Annotated in this window: 15 protein-coding genes; 6 read left to right on the forward strand and 9 right to left on the reverse strand. The window is 70.8% G+C overall.

The window, feature by feature from the left end; all coding sequences use genetic code 11:
• A complete protein-coding gene (locus DFR72_RS31970; protein ID WP_245983695.1) occupies window positions 1–888 on the reverse strand; it encodes a proteasome assembly chaperone family protein in 888 nt (295 codons plus the stop codon).
• A 212-nt stretch (window positions 889–1,100) separates the two neighbouring features.
• On the opposite strand from DFR72_RS31970, the gene DFR72_RS31975 reads away from it, so the two are divergent.
• The 3 genes from DFR72_RS31975 (at window position 1,101) to DFR72_RS31985 (ending at window position 3,871) form a co-directional block, all read left to right on the forward strand.
• Entirely contained in the window at window positions 1,101–1,628 is a 528-nt protein-coding gene (locus DFR72_RS31975; protein ID WP_090069144.1) for a DUF4230 domain-containing protein, read from the forward strand.
• 64 nt (window positions 1,629–1,692) lie between these two features.
• Window positions 1,693–3,297, forward strand: coding sequence for a serine/threonine-protein kinase (locus tag DFR72_RS31980; RefSeq protein ID WP_090068810.1), 1,605 nt, complete (start codon window positions 1,693–1,695; stop codon window positions 3,295–3,297).
• 52 nt (window positions 3,298–3,349) lie between these two features.
• The gene (locus tag DFR72_RS31985; RefSeq protein WP_143086843.1) at window positions 3,350–3,871 is read left to right on the forward strand and encodes a hypothetical protein; all 522 of its coding nucleotides are present in this window, start codon (window positions 3,350–3,352) and stop codon (window positions 3,869–3,871) included.
• A 4-nt stretch (window positions 3,872–3,875) separates the two neighbouring features.
• On the opposite strand, the gene DFR72_RS31990 is transcribed toward DFR72_RS31985, so the two are convergent.
• The 4 genes from DFR72_RS31990 to DFR72_RS32005 are packed head-to-tail and all read right to left on the reverse strand — an operon-like array spanning window position 3,876 to window position 10,022.
• Entirely contained in the window at window positions 3,876–5,888 is a 2,013-nt protein-coding gene (locus tag DFR72_RS31990) for a transglutaminase TgpA family protein (protein WP_143086842.1), read from the reverse strand.
• On the reverse strand, window positions 5,885–6,979 hold the full coding sequence (locus DFR72_RS31995) for a DUF58 domain-containing protein (protein ID WP_245983696.1): 1,095 nt from the start codon (window positions 6,977–6,979) through the stop codon (window positions 5,885–5,887). The genes DFR72_RS31990 and DFR72_RS31995 overlap by 4 nt, the downstream gene beginning before the upstream one ends.
• Window positions 6,980–6,987: 8 nt before the next feature.
• A complete protein-coding gene (locus DFR72_RS32000) occupies window positions 6,988–7,953 on the reverse strand; it encodes an AAA family ATPase (RefSeq protein WP_090068804.1) in 966 nt (321 codons plus the stop codon).
• Entirely contained in the window at window positions 7,950–10,022 is a 2,073-nt protein-coding gene (locus tag DFR72_RS32005) for an NHL repeat-containing protein (RefSeq protein WP_090068802.1), read from the reverse strand. The genes DFR72_RS32000 and DFR72_RS32005 overlap by 4 nt, the downstream gene beginning before the upstream one ends.
• 275 nt (window positions 10,023–10,297) lie before the next feature.
• Between DFR72_RS32005 and DFR72_RS32010 the strand changes: the two genes are divergently transcribed.
• The gene (locus DFR72_RS32010; protein ID WP_090068800.1) at window positions 10,298–10,942 is read left to right on the forward strand and encodes a hypothetical protein; all 645 of its coding nucleotides are present in this window, start codon (window positions 10,298–10,300) and stop codon (window positions 10,940–10,942) included.
• Window positions 10,943–11,120: 178 nt separating this feature from the next.
• On the opposite strand, the gene DFR72_RS32015 is transcribed toward DFR72_RS32010, so the two are convergent.
• Both DFR72_RS32015 and DFR72_RS32020 read right to left on the reverse strand, forming a co-directional pair.
• A complete protein-coding gene (locus tag DFR72_RS32015) occupies window positions 11,121–11,792 on the reverse strand; it encodes a fibronectin type III domain-containing protein (protein WP_245983697.1) in 672 nt (223 codons plus the stop codon).
• Window positions 11,789–12,391: a hypothetical protein gene (locus DFR72_RS32020; protein WP_090068798.1), complete on the reverse strand. Its 603-nt coding sequence runs from the start codon at window positions 12,389–12,391 to the stop codon at window positions 11,789–11,791. The genes DFR72_RS32015 and DFR72_RS32020 overlap by 4 nt, the downstream gene beginning before the upstream one ends.
• Window positions 12,392–12,471: 80 nt before the next feature.
• Here DFR72_RS32020 and DFR72_RS32025 point away from each other — a divergent pair, with 80 nt between their 5' ends.
• Window positions 12,472–13,359: a LysR family transcriptional regulator gene (locus DFR72_RS32025; protein ID WP_090068795.1), complete on the forward strand. Its 888-nt coding sequence runs from the start codon at window positions 12,472–12,474 to the stop codon at window positions 13,357–13,359.
• Here the strand turns inward: DFR72_RS32025 and DFR72_RS32030 are convergent.
• Window positions 13,262–14,125, reverse strand: a complete 864-nt coding sequence (locus DFR72_RS32030) for an EamA family transporter (RefSeq protein ID WP_090068793.1) — start codon at window positions 14,123–14,125, stop codon at window positions 13,262–13,264. The two genes, DFR72_RS32025 and DFR72_RS32030, sit on opposite strands and share 98 nt — an antisense overlap.
• 93 nt (window positions 14,126–14,218) lie before the next feature.
• Here DFR72_RS32030 and DFR72_RS32035 point away from each other — a divergent pair, with 93 nt between their 5' ends.
• Window positions 14,219–15,127: an RluA family pseudouridine synthase gene (locus DFR72_RS32035; protein ID WP_090068791.1), complete on the forward strand. Its 909-nt coding sequence runs from the start codon at window positions 14,219–14,221 to the stop codon at window positions 15,125–15,127.
• On the opposite strand, the gene DFR72_RS32040 is transcribed toward DFR72_RS32035, so the two are convergent.
• On the reverse strand, window positions 15,122–16,015 hold the full coding sequence (locus tag DFR72_RS32040) for a phosphotransferase family protein (protein WP_170176501.1): 894 nt from the start codon (window positions 16,013–16,015) through the stop codon (window positions 15,122–15,124). The two genes, DFR72_RS32035 and DFR72_RS32040, sit on opposite strands and share 6 nt — an antisense overlap.
• Window positions 16,016–16,021: the final 6 nt, after the last annotated feature.

The following is a 16,021-nucleotide window of genomic DNA, read 5'->3' on the forward strand; positions in this document are numbered from 1 at the left end:
CTACAGGTGGTCCGGCGGACGCTGCTGCTCGGCCAGGAACCGTTCGAACTCGGCGCCCAGTTCGTCCGCGCTGGGGAGGTCGGTGTTGCCGACAGTCTGGATGAACGCGTCGTACTGCCGCTCGAGCGCTTCCACGACCTGGGCGACCTCCTCCGACTCCGCGACCTGGCGGTGGATCTCGGCGTCGGCGGCCTGGGCGGCGTCGGCCAGGCCGCCGATGGGCAGCGCGAGGCCGGTTGCGCGGGCCAGGGCGTCGAGCAGGGTCACCGCGGCGGTCGGGTACTGCGACTGCGCCAGGTAGTGCGGCACCTGGGCGGCGAAGCCCATCGCGTCGTGGCCCGCCTGGCCGAGGCGGAACTCCAGCAGGCCGGAGACGTTGCCCGGCACCTGCACCCGGTTGAAGAACGGCTGGTACTCCGAGACCAGCTCAGGGCGCGTGGCGTGGCCGATGACGTTCAACGGCCGTGTGTGCGGCACGCCCATCGGGATGCCGTGGAAGCCCATGGTCAGACGCACGCCCCAGCGGTCGATGAGAGAGCGCACGGCCTCGATGAACGCCTCCCAGCGGCGGTCCGGCTCCGGGCCGGTGAGCAGCAGGAACGGGTGGCCCGCGCTGTCCCAGAGCAGGTGCACGACCAGTTCGGGGGCGGCGTAGTCCTCCCAGTGGTCGGTCGCGTAGGTCATCAGCGGGCGGCGCGAGCGGTAGTCGATCAGGCCGTCGACGTCGAAACGCGCGACGACGCGGCTCTCCAGCGTCTCCAGCAGGTGTTCGGTGAGCAGACGGCCCGCGGCGCCGGCGTCCATGAAGCCCTCGAAGTGGTGCAGCAGCACCGCACCCGTGAGGTCCGGGACCTCCGAGTCCACCTCGTACAGGTTCTCCGGGTCCACCGCACGCCTCCTGATCAATCGCTCTCGTCTCGTCCAAGCCAACCACGTGGACGCGGAACTGATTCCGCACGGGTCGATTAGCCCATACGGCCCGTGTGCGCGCATCACCTCACGGGTACTCCAACGCGGTGTATAGGCGCTGGGTGACGCGTGGAGCATTGGTCGCGGCCGTCCTCATTCTCCTCGGGGCGGCGGTGTTCGCCTTCGGGCAAATGAAACCTTTCGGTGACGAATCGATCGACCGCAGCCAGCCCGCGATGCTCAAGTCGGTGCGGGACATGAGCCAGTACCACGCCGCGGCGGGCGAGTTCCAGGTCGTGCTGGACATCGAGAACGACGTCAAGTGGGTGCCGGCCGCGCTGGCGGGCGAACGCACGCTGTTCGTCGCGGCGGGGTCCGTCAACGCCTTCGTGGACCTGGGAACGCTGAAGGACGACGGGCTGGTCCTGTCGCCGGACGGCAAGACAGTCGAGCTGCGCGTGCCGAAGCCGCTGCTCGACAAACCGAACCTGCACCACGACAGGTCGTACGTCTTCAGCCAGCAACGTGGCCTGATCAACGATCTGCAGGCCCTCGCGGGACCGCCCGACCAGCAACGGTTCTACGTCGCGGCGGAGGCCAAGCTCAGCGAGGCCGCGCAGAAGTCGGAGATCCTCAAGCGGGCCGAGGACAACACCCGCGTGATGTTGACGGGAATGTTGCAGTCACTGGGGTTCCAGGTGAAGGTGAGCACCGACTGAACCTCTCGGCCGATCCCTGCGAACGTCCAGCGGTGACCCACTCGCTCCGGGATAGGATCCGCTGGTGGAAGACGATCTGATGGCCTGGGCGCCCGCGCAGGGCTCAGCGCAGGCGCCCGGGATCGCGTTGCCCGGTTTCAGCGCCTTCCGCGTGATCGCGCAGGGTGGCGAGGGCACGATCTACCGCGCCCGCCAGGACGGTCTGGGCAGGGACGTCGCGGTCAAGGTGCTGCAGGTGACGGACCCGGCCACGGTCGCGCGCTTCCGCCGCGAGCTGGCGATCACCGTCGAACTGGGCCGTCAGCACCCGCACATCGTCACGGTGCTCGACACCGGCACGCTGCCGGACGGCCGCCCGTGCATCGTCATGGAGTTCTACGAACGAGGCTCGCTGCACGACCGTTTGCGCGCCATGGGCCCTCTGCCCGTGCAGGACGTGGTGGCGGCGGGCATCGCGGTGGCGGACGCGCTGGCGTTCGCGCACGGCCAGGGCATCCTGCACCGGGACGTGAAACCGCAGAACGTCCTGGTGCTCCCGACCTCGTACGTGCTGGCCGACTTCGGCATCGCCCGCGGCGCCGACGCGGGGCATTCCGCGTCACTGCAGATGGTCAGCTACCGGCACGCCGCCCCGCAGATGCTGGAGGGCGCCACCCCGTCGTTCGCCGACGACGTCTGGTCGCTCGGCTCGACGCTGTTCACGCTGCTGGAAGGCAAGCCGCCGTTCGCTTCGGACAACCCGGACGAGGACACGCTGCTGTCCTACGTCGGCCGCGTCAGCAACGGTGAACCCCGGCCGCTCACCCGGTTCGACGTGCCGGCGTGGCTGGTCGCCGTGATCGGCCGCTGCCTGCGCAAGGACAGGGCGGAGCGCTTCGGTTCGGCACTGGAGTTGCGCGACGCGCTGATGGCGGCGAACTCCGGCACCGCGCTGTCCACTGTGGACCCCGACGCGACGGCGGTGCTGGGCGAACGCCCCGACTTCTACCCGGAGGGCCCGACCGAGGCGCCCGGTTTCGGTCCGCGCGGGTTCAAGCCCGAACCGGAACCAGAACCGGAACCCGAGCCCGAGCGCGACGACTCGTGGCAGGGCAGGCTCGAAGACCTGACGTACCGGCAGCACGACCTGGTCCCGCCGCCGCCTCCGCGGCCTGTTCCGGTCGCGGTGCTGCCGAGCGTGGAACTCCCTCCCGTCGAACCGATGACGGCACCGGTCCGCAAGAGCAAGCGCGGCGGTGTGCTCGCGTTGCTGGCCGTGATCGCGGTGACGGGCGGCCTGGCCGCGGGCATCTTCCTCAACCGGGACGGCGGCGGTCAGCAGGCCCAACCACCCGTGACGACAACGACACCGCCCGTGCCGACGTCGGACTCCGCGGACGCGGGACCGTCGCCGAACACCGATCCGAAGTTCGTCCCGGTCCTCAAGCGCGCCGAGTACCGCGGCAAGGCGATCGAGCTGGAGTGGACCGATCCGAGCGACGGCCAGGCCCAGTTCGTGGTCGTGGACGTGACCGGTGCCAAACCGTACGCGGTGATCACGGTGACCGGTGGGGGCACCCGGCACGTCATCGAGGACGGCGGTGGCGACCGGCGTTGCTTCCAGATCGCGGCGCTCGGTTCCCACGGCGAACGCGGCAGCTCCGCAAAGGTCTGTGCCAACAAGAACTGAATGTTCCGGACGGATGTTGTTGCGGGCGCACGAACTGGCGTACGGTCCCCCGGTGCAGAGCGCTCGTTATGCCGGCCCACCGATGTTCGCTCGTGGACGAAAGCGCCGGACACTCGTGATGTGGGCGGCCGTTCCTCTCGTCGTCGGCATCGGCATCGGCATGCTGATCGGCGGCAACCTGCAGTCGAAGTCCCCTCAGAACACCGGTGACACCACCCCGTCGCCCGCTGTGCCCGATCAGCTCGAATACACGGACATGCCGTGCGACCCGGGCTCGTCCGTCCTCGTGCTGCACTCGCTGGAGGGCGCGATGGCGCAGTCGGAGGTCAGGGTGCTGCTGGACTACGAGACGATGTGGGTGCGGCACCGTGAGAGCGCGAACCCCGCGCTGCGCGGCCAAACCGCGCTGCTGAGCAGACGCGACGACGTGTGCCCGGTCATCGTTCCGGAGGACTCGCGGTTCACGCAGTTCATCTGGCTCGGCCCGTTCCCCTCGGACACCGCGCCCGCGCTGTGCGAGGCGCTGTTCAAGGTCACCGGGAAGAACTGCATCCCGGCGCAGGTGGTCCGCTGATCCGTCAGCGCCGGAACAACGGCCTCGGATCGATCGCCCACACGACCTTGCGCCACCAGGAAGCCTTGCGCCGCACCGCTTTCTTCACCTGTCGGGCCAGCTGCCAGCTGTTCTCCCGCTGGACCGGCGACGGTGCGAACGCGGCCTGGTCGACCAGGACCGCCAGCCGTGCGCCCGCTTCGCCCCACTCGCCCCCGACGTCCGGCACGGTGCGGCTCGGCTTCGGCCGCAGCCCGGCGAGCTGCAACGAGTCGAGCACCTCGTTCCACGCTCCCACCGGGCCGGCCGCGCGCAGCCTGACACGGCGCGAAGTGCGTGCCACGAACAGCGCGGCGAGCACCAGCAGCGGTGTGAACGCCCAGAACGGGAACCCCTTCGGCGACTGCGGAGCGGCGGCCTGGTCGTCGCGCACCGCGGTCGGCTGCACGAGCGGCGGCACCGACGCGAGGGAGGTCGGCGCCGGTTTCGCAGTGGTCGACGCGAGCCGGTTCAGCACCTCGCGCTTCGAGGCGGCGCTCGGCCCGCTTCCGTTGCCGGACACGGGATCGAACGCCACCCAGCCCCACCCGCTGAAGTAGACCTCGGGCCAGGCGGTGGCGTCCGCGGCCCGCACGATGCGCTCACCGTTCTGCTCGGGCACCGGCTGGAACCCGACCACGACCCGCGTCGGCAGCCCGACCGAGCGTGCGAGCACCGCGTACGCCGACGCGAACTGCTCCGCAGTCCCCGCCCCCGCACCGGACTCTCCCGCCGCGCCGAACAGGAACGTCTCGAGCCGCGCGTAGGACGAGCCGACCGGCGCCTCCGCGTCCGGCCTGCGGTTGAGCCGCACGACCTGTTCCAGCGCGACGGCCTTCTCGTACGGCGTGCGCGCGTTCTGCGTCGCCTGCCGCGCGTACTCGGCCAGCGTGAAAGGCAACCGCGGCAACGCCGTGTACTTCGTTGCGGCGGCAGGGACCTGTGCCTCGGCGAGATCGGTGTCGGCGGGCGTCTCGACGACCCCGCGCACCGTGTAGCTCAACCCGGCCTTCAGCCCTTCGGCCACGACCAGCGACCCGGTGTCGGGATCGACCATGGCGTCGCTCAGCGACACCGCCTGGGGCTTGCCGACGCCCGGCAACCACTCCCCCTGCAGCCCGGTGATCCGCAGGTCGACGCTGGCGTCCTGGAACTTCCCGCCGGTCGGCAGGTCCGGCGCGTCGACCACGCCGAGCGGCCCGTACGTCGAGGCCGCCTCCCACGACGCGCCCGAGTACCGGCTCAGCGTCACCAACCGCACCGGCACCTCGGGCCCGCGCATCCGGAACAGCTCCGCGTCCCCCTGCGCCGCCCACGCGGCGAGCTGCGGCAGCGGGTTCGAGATGGCGATGTCGGTGACCGGTGGCGTGACGAGCTTGCGCGGCTCGAAACCGTTGGAAGGCAACACGAAAGCGAGCAACGTGAGTGCGGCCAGGGCCGTGGCGAGCACCGCCGGGGGCACCACGGGCCCGCGCCGGTCGATGATCAGCCAGCCCAGCGCCAGCACCACGACCAGCGTGAGTGCGACGAGGCCGTACCGGTCCGCGCGGCCGGTGGTGAGCAACGCCGCCGACACGTACAGGGTGGCCGCGCCGAGCGCCGGAACGAACAACGCCGTGCCGCGCTTGGTCACCGACAGCACCATGGCGGTGGAGACGCCGATGATCAGCAGCAGGCCGGGCACGAGCAGTTCGGGTGTCGCGGGCGCGGGACGGGCCGCCGTGAGCAGCCTCGGCACGGTGTCGAGCAGCACCCACGTGGGATCGCGGTCCGGGGACGCGCCGCGGGCCAGGAAGAAGCCGCCCGTCAGTGCGAGCACCATGACCGCGAGGGCGGCGAGTCCACCCGGGACGATCCGCTTCAGGGGCAGGGCCGCGAACCCGGCGAGCGCGGCGAGTCCGAAGTAGATGGTGGCGCCGTCCCAGGCCTGGGAGAGCTGGAGCGCGCCGACGAGCAGGACGGCGGTGACCCAGCCGTACTTCAGCAGGGAGCCGTTCACCGCGCCACCACCGCGTTCCACGAGTCGACCAGGTCCTCCGCCCGCGCCCCGCTGACCACCAGCACCGACCCGGCGGCTCCCACCGGCCGTTTCTCGTCCACCACGAGGACAACGCCGAACGCGGCGCGTCCCGCCTCCAGCACCAGGGCCGGCACCGAGGTCCCGCTGACCACGGCCACCACGTCGAGGTCGCGCACCGGCACTGTCGGCCGGCCGTCGACGTCCCGCAGCTCCAGGTCCGCCAGCGCGGACAGGATCGGCGCCGAGTCCTGCTGCTCCTCGATGTCGGTGCCACCGGACGACGTCAGCAGCCGCACCGGGTGCCCCTGTTCCAGGGCCGCCGTGACGAGTGACGCCGCCACCTCGACGGCCTCCTCGAAGCGTTGTTCCTCCACGTAGGAGGACGCGCTGTCGTCCAGCAGCACGGCCAGGTGCGGCCGGGCCGGGTCGGCGTCCTCGCGGATCATGAGCGTGCCGGTGCGCGCGGACGTCGCCCAGTGCAGGCGCCTCAGGTCGTCGCCGGGCACGTACTCCCGCAGCCCCACCAGGTCGGTGCCGCCGCGCTCGACGCGTTCGTCGGCGCCGACCTGGCCGCGGCGGGCACCGGAGGGCAGGCCGCGGACCGGCAGCACGCGCGGGACCACCCGCACCTGGACCACCTCGCCCAGCACGGTGCGCGCCTGCGCCAGTCCGGCCAGACCCTTGCGGCGCAACGTCAGCGGACCGACGTCGAACACGCCGCGCCGTTCGGTCGGGATCGCGTAGTCGACGGCCTCGACGGCGCCGGGGGCCAGCAACGGCACGTCGACGTCCATCGGCGAGCCCGCCACCACGTCGACGGCGTCCAGCGCCACCGGCCAGCGCCCGGTGGACGACAGCTCCAGCCTGCCGCTGCAGCGCGCCAGCCGGGGCACCGTGCGTGGACGAACCGTGCGCGAGACCGACAGCGGCGACGCGACCAGCACGGAGACGATCGAGGCGACGACCAGCGCGGTCAGCGCCAGGCCGAACGCCGCCATCCCCGCGTACCGCCACCACAGACCGACACCGAGCATCAGCAGGCCCAGCACCGCGGTTCCGGTGCCGCGCACGGTGAGTCTCATTGCGTCGCGGGCTTGGGCACGGCCACGCGCGAGAGCACGTCGGCCAGCACCTCGGACGTCGTGACGCCCGACAGGACGCTCTCGCGCGTCAGCACCAGCCGGTGTGCGAGCACCGGGTCCGCGATGTCCTGCACGTCCTGCGGCACCACGAAATGCCGCCCCTTCGACGCCGCGTACACCTGTGCGCAGCGCACGAGCGTCCGCAGGCCACGCGTCGAGGTGCCGAGCCGCAGCCGTTCGTCGGTGCGGGTACCCGTGCCCAGCTCGGAGATGTACTGCAGGATCGGGTCGGCGACGTGCAGCAGCTGCAACCGTCCGCTGAACGCGCTGATCTCGCGCGGCGACGACACCGTGCGCACGTCGGCGATCCGGCCCGCGCCGCTGCCGGGACGCAACACGTCCAGCTCGTCCTCCACCGACGGGTAGCCGATGGAGGTGCGCAGCATGAAGCGGTCGAGCTGCGCCTCGGGCAGCCGGTACGTGCCGTCGAGGTCGATCGGGTTCTGCGTGGCCACCACGAGGAACGGGTCGGGCACCGCGTGCCCGACGCCGTCGATCGTGACGGTCCGCTCCTCCATGACCTCCAGCAGCGCGGACTGCGTCTTGGCCGCCGCGCGGTTGATCTCGTCGGCCAGCACGATGTTCGCGAACACGGGACCGGGCCGGAACCGGATCTGGCCCGTCTGCGGGTCGTAGACCGAGGTGCCCGTGACGTCGGACGGCAGCAGGTCGGGCGTGAACTGCACGCGCCGCGACACCCCGCCCAGCGCGCCCGCGACGGCACGCGCCAGCGTCGTCTTCCCCGTGCCGGGCACGTCCTCGAGCAGCACGTGACCGCCCGCGAACATCGCCACCAGCACGAGGTCGACCACGTCGCGCTTGCCGCGCACGGCGCTCTCGACCGCGTCCGCGAGACGCGTGTGCAGGTCGCGGAAGGCGGAGACCTCACCGGTGTCGATCACTTTTCCTCTTCTCCCCGACGAACACCGATGCGCAGCAGGAACGCGCACGCCAGCAGGCCCAGCCCGCCCGCGCCCATCGGCGCGGTCTCCACCCCGGCCGGAGCCATCCGCGGGATGCAGTTCGGCTTGCCCGCGCACTCGTCGTAGGTGAAGGTCGTGTTCTTCTGCGCCGAATCGACCTGGCCTGCTCCGGAGGCGGCGAAGGCGCGCACCACGATCGCGTTGCTGCCCTCGTCCACGTCGATGGACGCCGACGTCGCGTTGCACGCGATTCCGACCGAGTACCCGTACGTCTTGTTCACGACCTCGCAGCGGCCGTTGTGGCTCGCCCAGTCGGCGGGCGGCGCCAGGGTGACCCGGCGGGTCGGGTTCGTGCGCAGACCCGAGATCGACGAGATCACCACGGCACCCGCGCTCGGCAGCGAGGGCGGCGGCGGAGGCGGGGGCGGAGGTGTGGTCGTCGTCGTGACCGGCGGAGGGGGAGGCGGTGGCGGCGTGGTGGTCGTGGTCGGCGGCGGATTGTTGGGCGGCGGGTTGTTCGGGGGCGGCGGCGCCACCGTGAACGAGGCCATGCCCGCGGCGCCGGCGACGGACGCCGTCGACGCGCGCACCGTGACGTCCAGCCTGCCTCCGTTGCAGAACGTGGAACCCGCGCACGGCACCGAGAGGTCGGCGGAGGTACCGGCCGACTGCGCCGACACCGAGCCACCGCTGAACGAACCGGAACCCGCGACGGTGTAGCCCACGACCGGGTCGGCCGACACAGCCGCGGTCCAGCTCACTGCCACGACAAGAGCGGAAGCACTGCGCGACTTCTCCCGCACCGTCACCCCGGCGGGCGCGGCCGGAGCCGTACCGCCGGTGGAGGGTGGCACGGAAGGAACCGACGGCGGCGGAGGCGGAACCTCGGTCGTCGAGCCGTTGCCGTTGTTGCCGTTGCCGTTGTTGCGCGGCGGCTTCTGCGGCTCGTTCGGGTTCGGCGGCGGGGGCGGCGGCACGGACGGCGGCGGCGAGCGGTCCGGGTCCTTCACCGGGAGCTCGGGGCTGCGGATCGTCAGCGAGCGCGTCGCTCCGTCCGCGTCGACCAGCACGCCCGTGGACGAGCCCGGCACGTTCACGAACAACCGGCCGTCGTCGAACACGAGCTCGGGGTCGGCGCCACCGGACGTGCGGACGTCGTCGCCACCGCGGCTGCCACCGCGGTCGAGGATGATGACCTTGCCGGAACCCTTGCAGGGCACGTAGACCTTGTCGCGGAACACCGCGGGCCGCCCCGGCTTCGGGCAGCCCATCGCACCGACGTCGACGCGCAGGACGTCACGGCCGACGACCAGCACGACGACCGAGGACGAGGGCACCGACGCGGGCACCAGGTCGGTCGGCGAGGACTGCGCGGCGATCACCTCGGCGTCGGACCGGTCGGTCGACGAGTCGACGTCCTGTCCCGTGCCGTCGCGCACGACGACACCGCCGTCGAGACCGATGAGCGTGACGCCCTGGTCGTGCGGCACGAGAACGGTGCGGGGCCCGGCGCCGGTGACCTGGCGCTTCGAGCGCTCCTCGAACCGCTCCTCGTCGTCCGACCAGTCGAGCGACCGCAACGTGCCGCCGTGGTCGACCAGCCACAGCACCCCGCGCTCGTCCACGACGGCGTCGGCGAGGGGCTGGCCCGCCTGCCAGGTCTGCCCGACGTCGGCCAGCGTCAGCGGGTCGGCGGTGTGCACGGTGCCGGTCGCGCGGTCGACGACGAACACCATCCCGTTCGACACCAGCACCTTGCTCGTCGCACCGGGCGGCGCCTGCCGGCGGCCGGAGGCGAGCAGGGTGGCCAGGTCGATGACGGTGATCTCGCCGGTGCGCCGGTTCAGCACGATCAGCCGGCCGTCCTCCTGCGCGATCTCCAGCTGCGAGTCGGGGCCGCTGATCTGCAACCGCGTCTGCGGCTTGCCCGAACCGGGGTTGATCTGCACGACCTCACCGCGCTGGTCGTCGCCGAGCCAGGTGAGCCCGTCCGACACCGCGACCGACGTGCGGGAGATGCCCTGCCCGAGCGCGGCGCCCGCGAGCACCAGAACACCCAGCAGAGCCGCGACGAAACTCGCCGATTCCCGCCCTCCACCGGAGATAATGCGTCTGATCCGGTGCCACCAAGACATAACGCGCCCTCCCCTCGCCCGCCGGGCATGCTAACCCCCGGCTCTGACAACTTCGGGCGGCGCATGGTTCCCGGTTCGCCCGGTCAGCCGGCTGGCAGACATCAGGAACGCTGATGGTGAGGTCTGACAGTTTTGAAAACCGAATGGCGTTCCCCCAACCCGACCAACGCGTAAGGCAGAGTGGACGCATGGAAATCCCCGGCATGGGACTTGCCAAGCAGGCGTTCGACACCGCCCTCGGCACGACAGTGGCCGTCGCGGCCGTTCCGGCCCGCGTGCTGAGCCTGCTCGGCGAGGTCGAACAGCTCGTCCGCAAGGTCAACGGCACGATCGACTCCGTCGACGGCATCGTCGCGAGGGCCGGCACGCTGGTGGACCGCACAGCCAATGTCGTGGCGGACGCGGAGAAGGCCGTCGACGAGGTCCGCGCGATCACGGCGAGCGCGAGCGACGTCGCCGAACGGGCCGGGCTGGTCGTCACGACGGCCGGCCACACCGCGAACACAGCCAACGAGCTGATCGACATGTACGAGCCGCTCGCCAAGCAGGCCCAGCCGCTGGCGAAGCGGTTCGTGGACGAGCTCTCCCCGCACGAGGTCGAGGCCGCGATCAAGCTGGTCGACGAGCTGCCGGTGCTGACGGAGCACCTGATCAGCGACATCCTGCCGATCCTCGCGACCCTGGACAAGGTCGGCCCCGAGGTGCACCAGCTGCTCGAGGTCACCAGCGACATGCGCCAGGCGATCCTCGGCATCCCCGGCTTCTCGTTCATGCGCCGCCGCGGTGAGAAAAAAGAAGAGGAAGAAGGTGTGAAGGAGGTCGACAACGGGTAGCCCACCCGAATGACGACCCACTTTCACGAGGACCGGCTGACCTGGTGGCTGCTGAGCAGCGTGTTCGGCCTTCTCGCCGCGATCAACGCCGCCCTGGCCGTCACGGAGAGAACGACCTGGCCCTACGCGCTCGCGGCGTTGCTTCTCGCCGCGAGCGCGTGGAGCGCCAGACAGGCGCTCAGGCCTTTCCCGTCGTCTGGTGCGTCAGGTTCGACGGTGACCCGAACCGGAACGCCCGCACCCGATAGGTCGCGGTTTTCTCGTCTGGAAGTGTGATCACCCCGTACGAGGTGGTGTCCGGGTCGAGTTGCACGGCGACGCGGTAGTCCGCCGCGCCCGCGGGCCTGACCTCGATCAGGTAGCCGTCCTCGTCCGACGCCCGGTCCTGCCAGGTGAACAGGATCCCGTTGGCGTGTTTCACCTCCGCCTTCAGATCCGCCGCAGCCGCCTCGGGTGAGGCGACCGGCGTCCCGCCCCCGCCGGTCTTGACCGGCGCGGTCCAGTCCGGCCCCTCGATCTCCGGCACCTCGTCGCCTGGGGGCAACGTGACGTCCACAGTGACCGAAGCGGGCCCGGTGTACGGCCGGACCCGGTAGTAGAACTCGGTTTCCGGGATCAGGTCCGGATGCTCGTAGGTGTTCTTCGCCGGTGTGGCGAACTCCAGGATCGTGTAGTCCCCGTCCCGGGTGTTCGCGTACTCCACGACCTGCCCGGCCGACCCCGCCTCCGGACGCCAGTGCAGCGTCACGTCGACCGGCGAGGTCAGCTCGGACTTCAGCACGGGGTCCTGCTGTTCCTGGCCACAGGCAGCCAGGAACAGCAGGAGTACCACAGCCGAGCGTCGGATCACTTGCGCCAGAACCGGACGTTGCTCCAGGTGACCGTGGCAGGGCCTTGGCCGCTGGAAGTCCTGTACGCGCCGAACTTGTCGTAGAAGCTCGTACCCGAACTCGCGTAGGTGTGCGCACGCGAGCCGTTGATGTACGTGCGGTGTTCCGTGGCCGTGTTGTGCACGGTGTTCACGCGCACGGTCGCACCCACGGTCGCGCCGGTGGCGATGGTCGCACCACCGTGCACGGCGTACAGCCGGCCGCCGCGTTCCACGGCGAGCATCCAGAACGGTCCCGCGCTGGGGGCCTCCCGGAACGTCTGCTTGAGACTGATGCGGGTGCCGCCGAGACTCGTGATCCGGAAGCTCCCCTCGAACTGGCGCGTGCCGCCGGTGTAAGTGGCGTAACGCCGCTCGGCACGCTGGTCACCGCTCGCGGTGGAGCAGGTGAGCTGGAAAGTCAGGTTGCTGACGGTGCCGCAGCCGCGTTCCTGAACGGTGAACGACGGCGAGTAGCTGGTCCACGGACCCGTCTCGACCTGAGCCTGTGCCGGTGAGACCGACACGAGCAGACCGGCCGCCAGGGCGATCCCCGCGACGCTGCGGAGTCGTTTGGACATACCGATACCTCCTCAAAACGTGCTGAGGACAGCACGTTCTCTCAGGGGGCGGTAGCGGGAGCGTAGCCGATAATGATCGGATGTTCGACCTCCATCGGCTGCGACTGCTGCGAGAGCTTTCCCAAAGGGGGACGCTCGCCGCTGTCGCGCAGGCGCTGAACTACAGCCCGTCGTCGGTGTCGCAGCAGCTCTCACTGCTGGAGACCGAGGTCGGGGTGCCCCTGCTCGAGCCGGTCGGACGGCGGGTGAAGCTCACCCCGCAGGCCGAGATCCTGGTGCGGCACACCGAAGAGGTCCTCGCCCGGCTGGACCAGGCCGAGTCGGAGGTCGCCGCGTCGCTGCACGAGATCACCGGCACGCTGCGGGTCGCGACGTTCCAGACGGCGGCGCTGGCGTTGATCCCGGCGACGCTCGCCCGCATGAGGGACGAGCACCCGTCGCTGCGCATCGAGTTCCAGGTGCTCGACCCGGCGGAAGCGCTTTCCGCCCTGCACGCCAGGGACTTCGACCTCGTGTTCGTGGAGGAGTGGCCGGACCAGCCGGAGGCCAGGCTCAGCGGGCTGGAGTACCGGGAACTGTGCCGGGACCCGATCCGGCTGGCCGTCCCACGTGGACTGCCGGTCGACGAGATCGACTCCTACCCGTGGATCATGGAGACCGACGGCTTCCCGCAGCGGATCTTCAACGTGAACTGGTGCCGGCACAACGGCTTCGAGCCGGACGTGCGCTTCTCCTCCACCGACGTGCTGGTGAAGCTGCGGTTCGTGGAACGGGGTCTCGCCGTCGCGCTGCTCCCGGATCTCGTCTGGTACGACCGGGAGATCACCGTCGACCTGCACGAGCTGCCGGTGCCGATGTCGCGACTGCTGTTCACTGCGGCACGGGCAGGACGAGGTCAGCATCCCGCTGTGCGGGCGTTCCGCGAGGCGCTGGCGCTTTCCGTAGCGCCGCTCCGACCCCCGCGATGATCACCAGCGCCATGCCGCCCAGCGAGATCAGACTCAGGTGCTGGCCGAGCAGCAGCGCCCCGGCGAGCGCCGCCGCGGCGGGTTCGAGCGCGAGCACCACGCCGAACGTGGCGGCCTCCAGCGTCCTGAGCGCCTTGATCTCCAGCGCGTACGGGATCGCGGACGCCAGCAGCGCCACGAAGGTGCCCAGCAGCAGGACTTTCGGTTCGAACAACGTGGCACCGGCCGCCGACAGCCCGTACGGCAGGGTGAGCGCGGCCGCGATCAGGCTGGCCCCGGCGACACCGCCGATGCCGAGCCCCGCGGTCGCGACCTTGCGCCCGGCCAGCACGTAGCAGGCCCAGAACGCGGCCGCGAACAACGCGAGCGCCACACCGATGAGGTCGAGCCTCGCGCCGGTGTACTCGCGCACGCCCAGCACGACGATGCCGACGAGTGCCAGCCCGACCCACACGAAGTCCCTGGGCCGCCTGCTCAGGACCGCCGCGAGCCCGAGCGGCCCGAGGAACTCGATCGTGACCGCCACGCCGAGCGGGATCCGGTCGAGCGCGAGGTAGAACGTGCCGTTCATGCCGGCCAGCGTCAGCCCGAGCACGATCGTCTCCTGGCGGATCTTCGGCCTGGCGACCAGGGCCAGCACCAGCGCCGAGATGCCGAGCCGGAGCGCCGTGGCACCCGGTGCGCCGATCTGCCCGAAGAGCTGGCTCGCGAACGCCGCGCCGAACTGCAGTGAGATGACCGAGCCGAGGACCAGGAAGACCGCCATGCGCCCAGTCTCGGTTCCGCGGTCCATTCAGTACAGCGAACGTCTGCGAGCGATATCGTTCGGTTTTTCCGAACATTTAGACTGGCCGGTGCGATGAGACGCAAACCCTCCTCCCCTCTCCCCCAGCGCCACGGCCTGGACGCGGCCCGGCTGAAGCTGCCTTCCGAGGGCGCCTGGCCGTCGTTGCGCGAGCACCTCGTGGAACGCCTGCCACGGGTCGCCGCCGAGCGCATCGACGAGATGCTGGCCGAGGAACGGATCTGGGGCGTCGCCGGCCCGCTGGGCGCCGACGCGCCGTTCGTGCCTGACTCCTACATCTGGTTCCACCGCGACCTGCCGGTGGAGGTGCCGGTGCCGTTCGAGGTCGGTGTGGTCTACCAGGACGACGACATCGTGGTGGCCGACAAGCCGCACTTCCTGGCGACGATCCCGCGCGGCGCGCACATCATGCAGACCGCGCTCGTGAAGCTCCGCGACTCGCTGGGCCTGCCGGACCTGTCGCCCGCGCACCGGCTGGACCGCGTCACGGCCGGGCTGGTCCTGTTCGTGGTGCGCCGGGAGATGCGCGGCAAGTACCAGACGATGTTCCGCGACCGGCTGGTGCGCAAGGAGTACGAGGCGATCGCGCCGTACGACCCGGAGCTGGAGCTCCCTCGCGTGGTGCGCTCCCGGATCATCAAGGAACGCGGCATCATCACCGCGTTCGAGGTCGACGGCGAGCCCAACGCCGAGACCCATGTGTCCCTTGTGGAGCACCGCGGTGCGCTGGGCCGCTACCACCTGAAGCCGTTGACCGGCCGCACGCACCAGCTGCGCCTGCACATGTCCGGGCTCGGCGTGCCGATCGTGAACGACGACTTCTACCCGGTGCTGCGGGACCGTCCGCTCGACGACTTCTCCTCGCCGCTGCAACTGCTCGCCCACACGCTGGCCTTCAAGGACCCCGTGTCGGGCGCCGACCGGTCGTTCACCTCGGGGTTGAAGCTGTCCGCCTGGTCATGACACGTGGGTGCGGCGGGTGTCGATCGGCTGCGGTTCCCAGACCTGGCCCATCCGGTCGAGCAACCGTGCGGCGAGCGCGCTCATCTCCGGATGGGTCTCGGTGAACGTCGCCACGACCCGCGCCCGGAACATCAACCGGCCGCGTGCGGTCGTGCTGTACCAGAACCAGTCCTCGTCGACGACCCTCGCGAGGTGGTCGGTGCCGTCCCGCTCGGCGCGCTGCACCAGCGCGTCACCGCTCACGAACCACCGCACGCACGCGTCCTCGAGCCCGGCCGTGAAGCCGCGTTCCTCGAAGTAGGCCTGCTCGGCGGCCTCCCGCAGCTCCCGGGGCGTCTCGCTGACGGTTGCGCAGGTCGGGAAGCCGATGCGGAGGTAGACGACCTCGGTCAGCCCGTCGCCCAGTGCGGCGCCTTCGAAGTCGACGAACCTCGCGCCCTGCGGTGAGTACATGTCGTTGCCGGGACAGGGGTCGCCGTGCAGCAGGTCGAACTTCCCCGAGTCCTCGAACACCAGCTCGGCCTCGGCACCCCCGACCTCCACCTCCAGCGCCCGCACGAACCGCAGGAACGGGACGGGGTCGGGGACCGCCTGGCGTGGCAGCAGCCCGGCGTGCTCCGGTCCGGTCGCCATGTGCAGCCGGGCGAGGCCTCGGGCGTAGGCGATCACCCAGTCCTCCCCGAACGGGTCGGAGCGCAGCCGTTCGAGCACCACGGTCCGCTTCTCGTGGTCGACGTCGAGGACGCGCGGCACCACGCCGGTGTGCTCGGCGAGCCGGAGCGCGGTGACCTCGCGCTCGAACGCCACCTGGTCGCCGACCACCTGCTTGACGATCCGGTCGCCGTCCGCCCAGACGCGGGACCGCTCGCCGCTCTTGAGTCGCTGCACAGCTCC

Origin of the sequence: Lentzea flaviverrucosa (genome assembly GCF_003350445.1) — a bacterium.
Classification (GTDB): Bacteria; Actinomycetota; Actinomycetes; order Mycobacteriales; family Pseudonocardiaceae; genus Lentzea; species Lentzea californiensis.

What these genes read in the sequence shown, in the direction of transcription:
- DFR72_RS32020 (WP_090068798.1), bottom strand. Translation starts at nt 12,391, where the DNA reads ATGTCCAAACGACTCCGCAGCGTCGCGGGGATCGCCCTGGCGGCCGGT.
- DFR72_RS32010 (WP_090068800.1), top strand. Translation starts at nt 10,298, where the DNA reads ATGGAAATCCCCGGCATGGGACTTGCCAAGCAGGCGTTCGACACCGCC.
- DFR72_RS32025 (WP_090068795.1), top strand. Translation starts at nt 12,472, where the DNA reads ATGTTCGACCTCCATCGGCTGCGACTGCTGCGAGAGCTTTCCCAAAGG.
- DFR72_RS32035 (WP_090068791.1), top strand. Translation starts at nt 14,219, where the DNA reads ATGAGACGCAAACCCTCCTCCCCTCTCCCCCAGCGCCACGGCCTGGAC.
- DFR72_RS32030 (WP_090068793.1), bottom strand. Translation starts at nt 14,125, where the DNA reads ATGGCGGTCTTCCTGGTCCTCGGCTCGGTCATCTCACTGCAGTTCGGC.
- DFR72_RS31975 (WP_090069144.1), top strand. Translation starts at nt 1,101, where the DNA reads ATGAAACCTTTCGGTGACGAATCGATCGACCGCAGCCAGCCCGCGATG.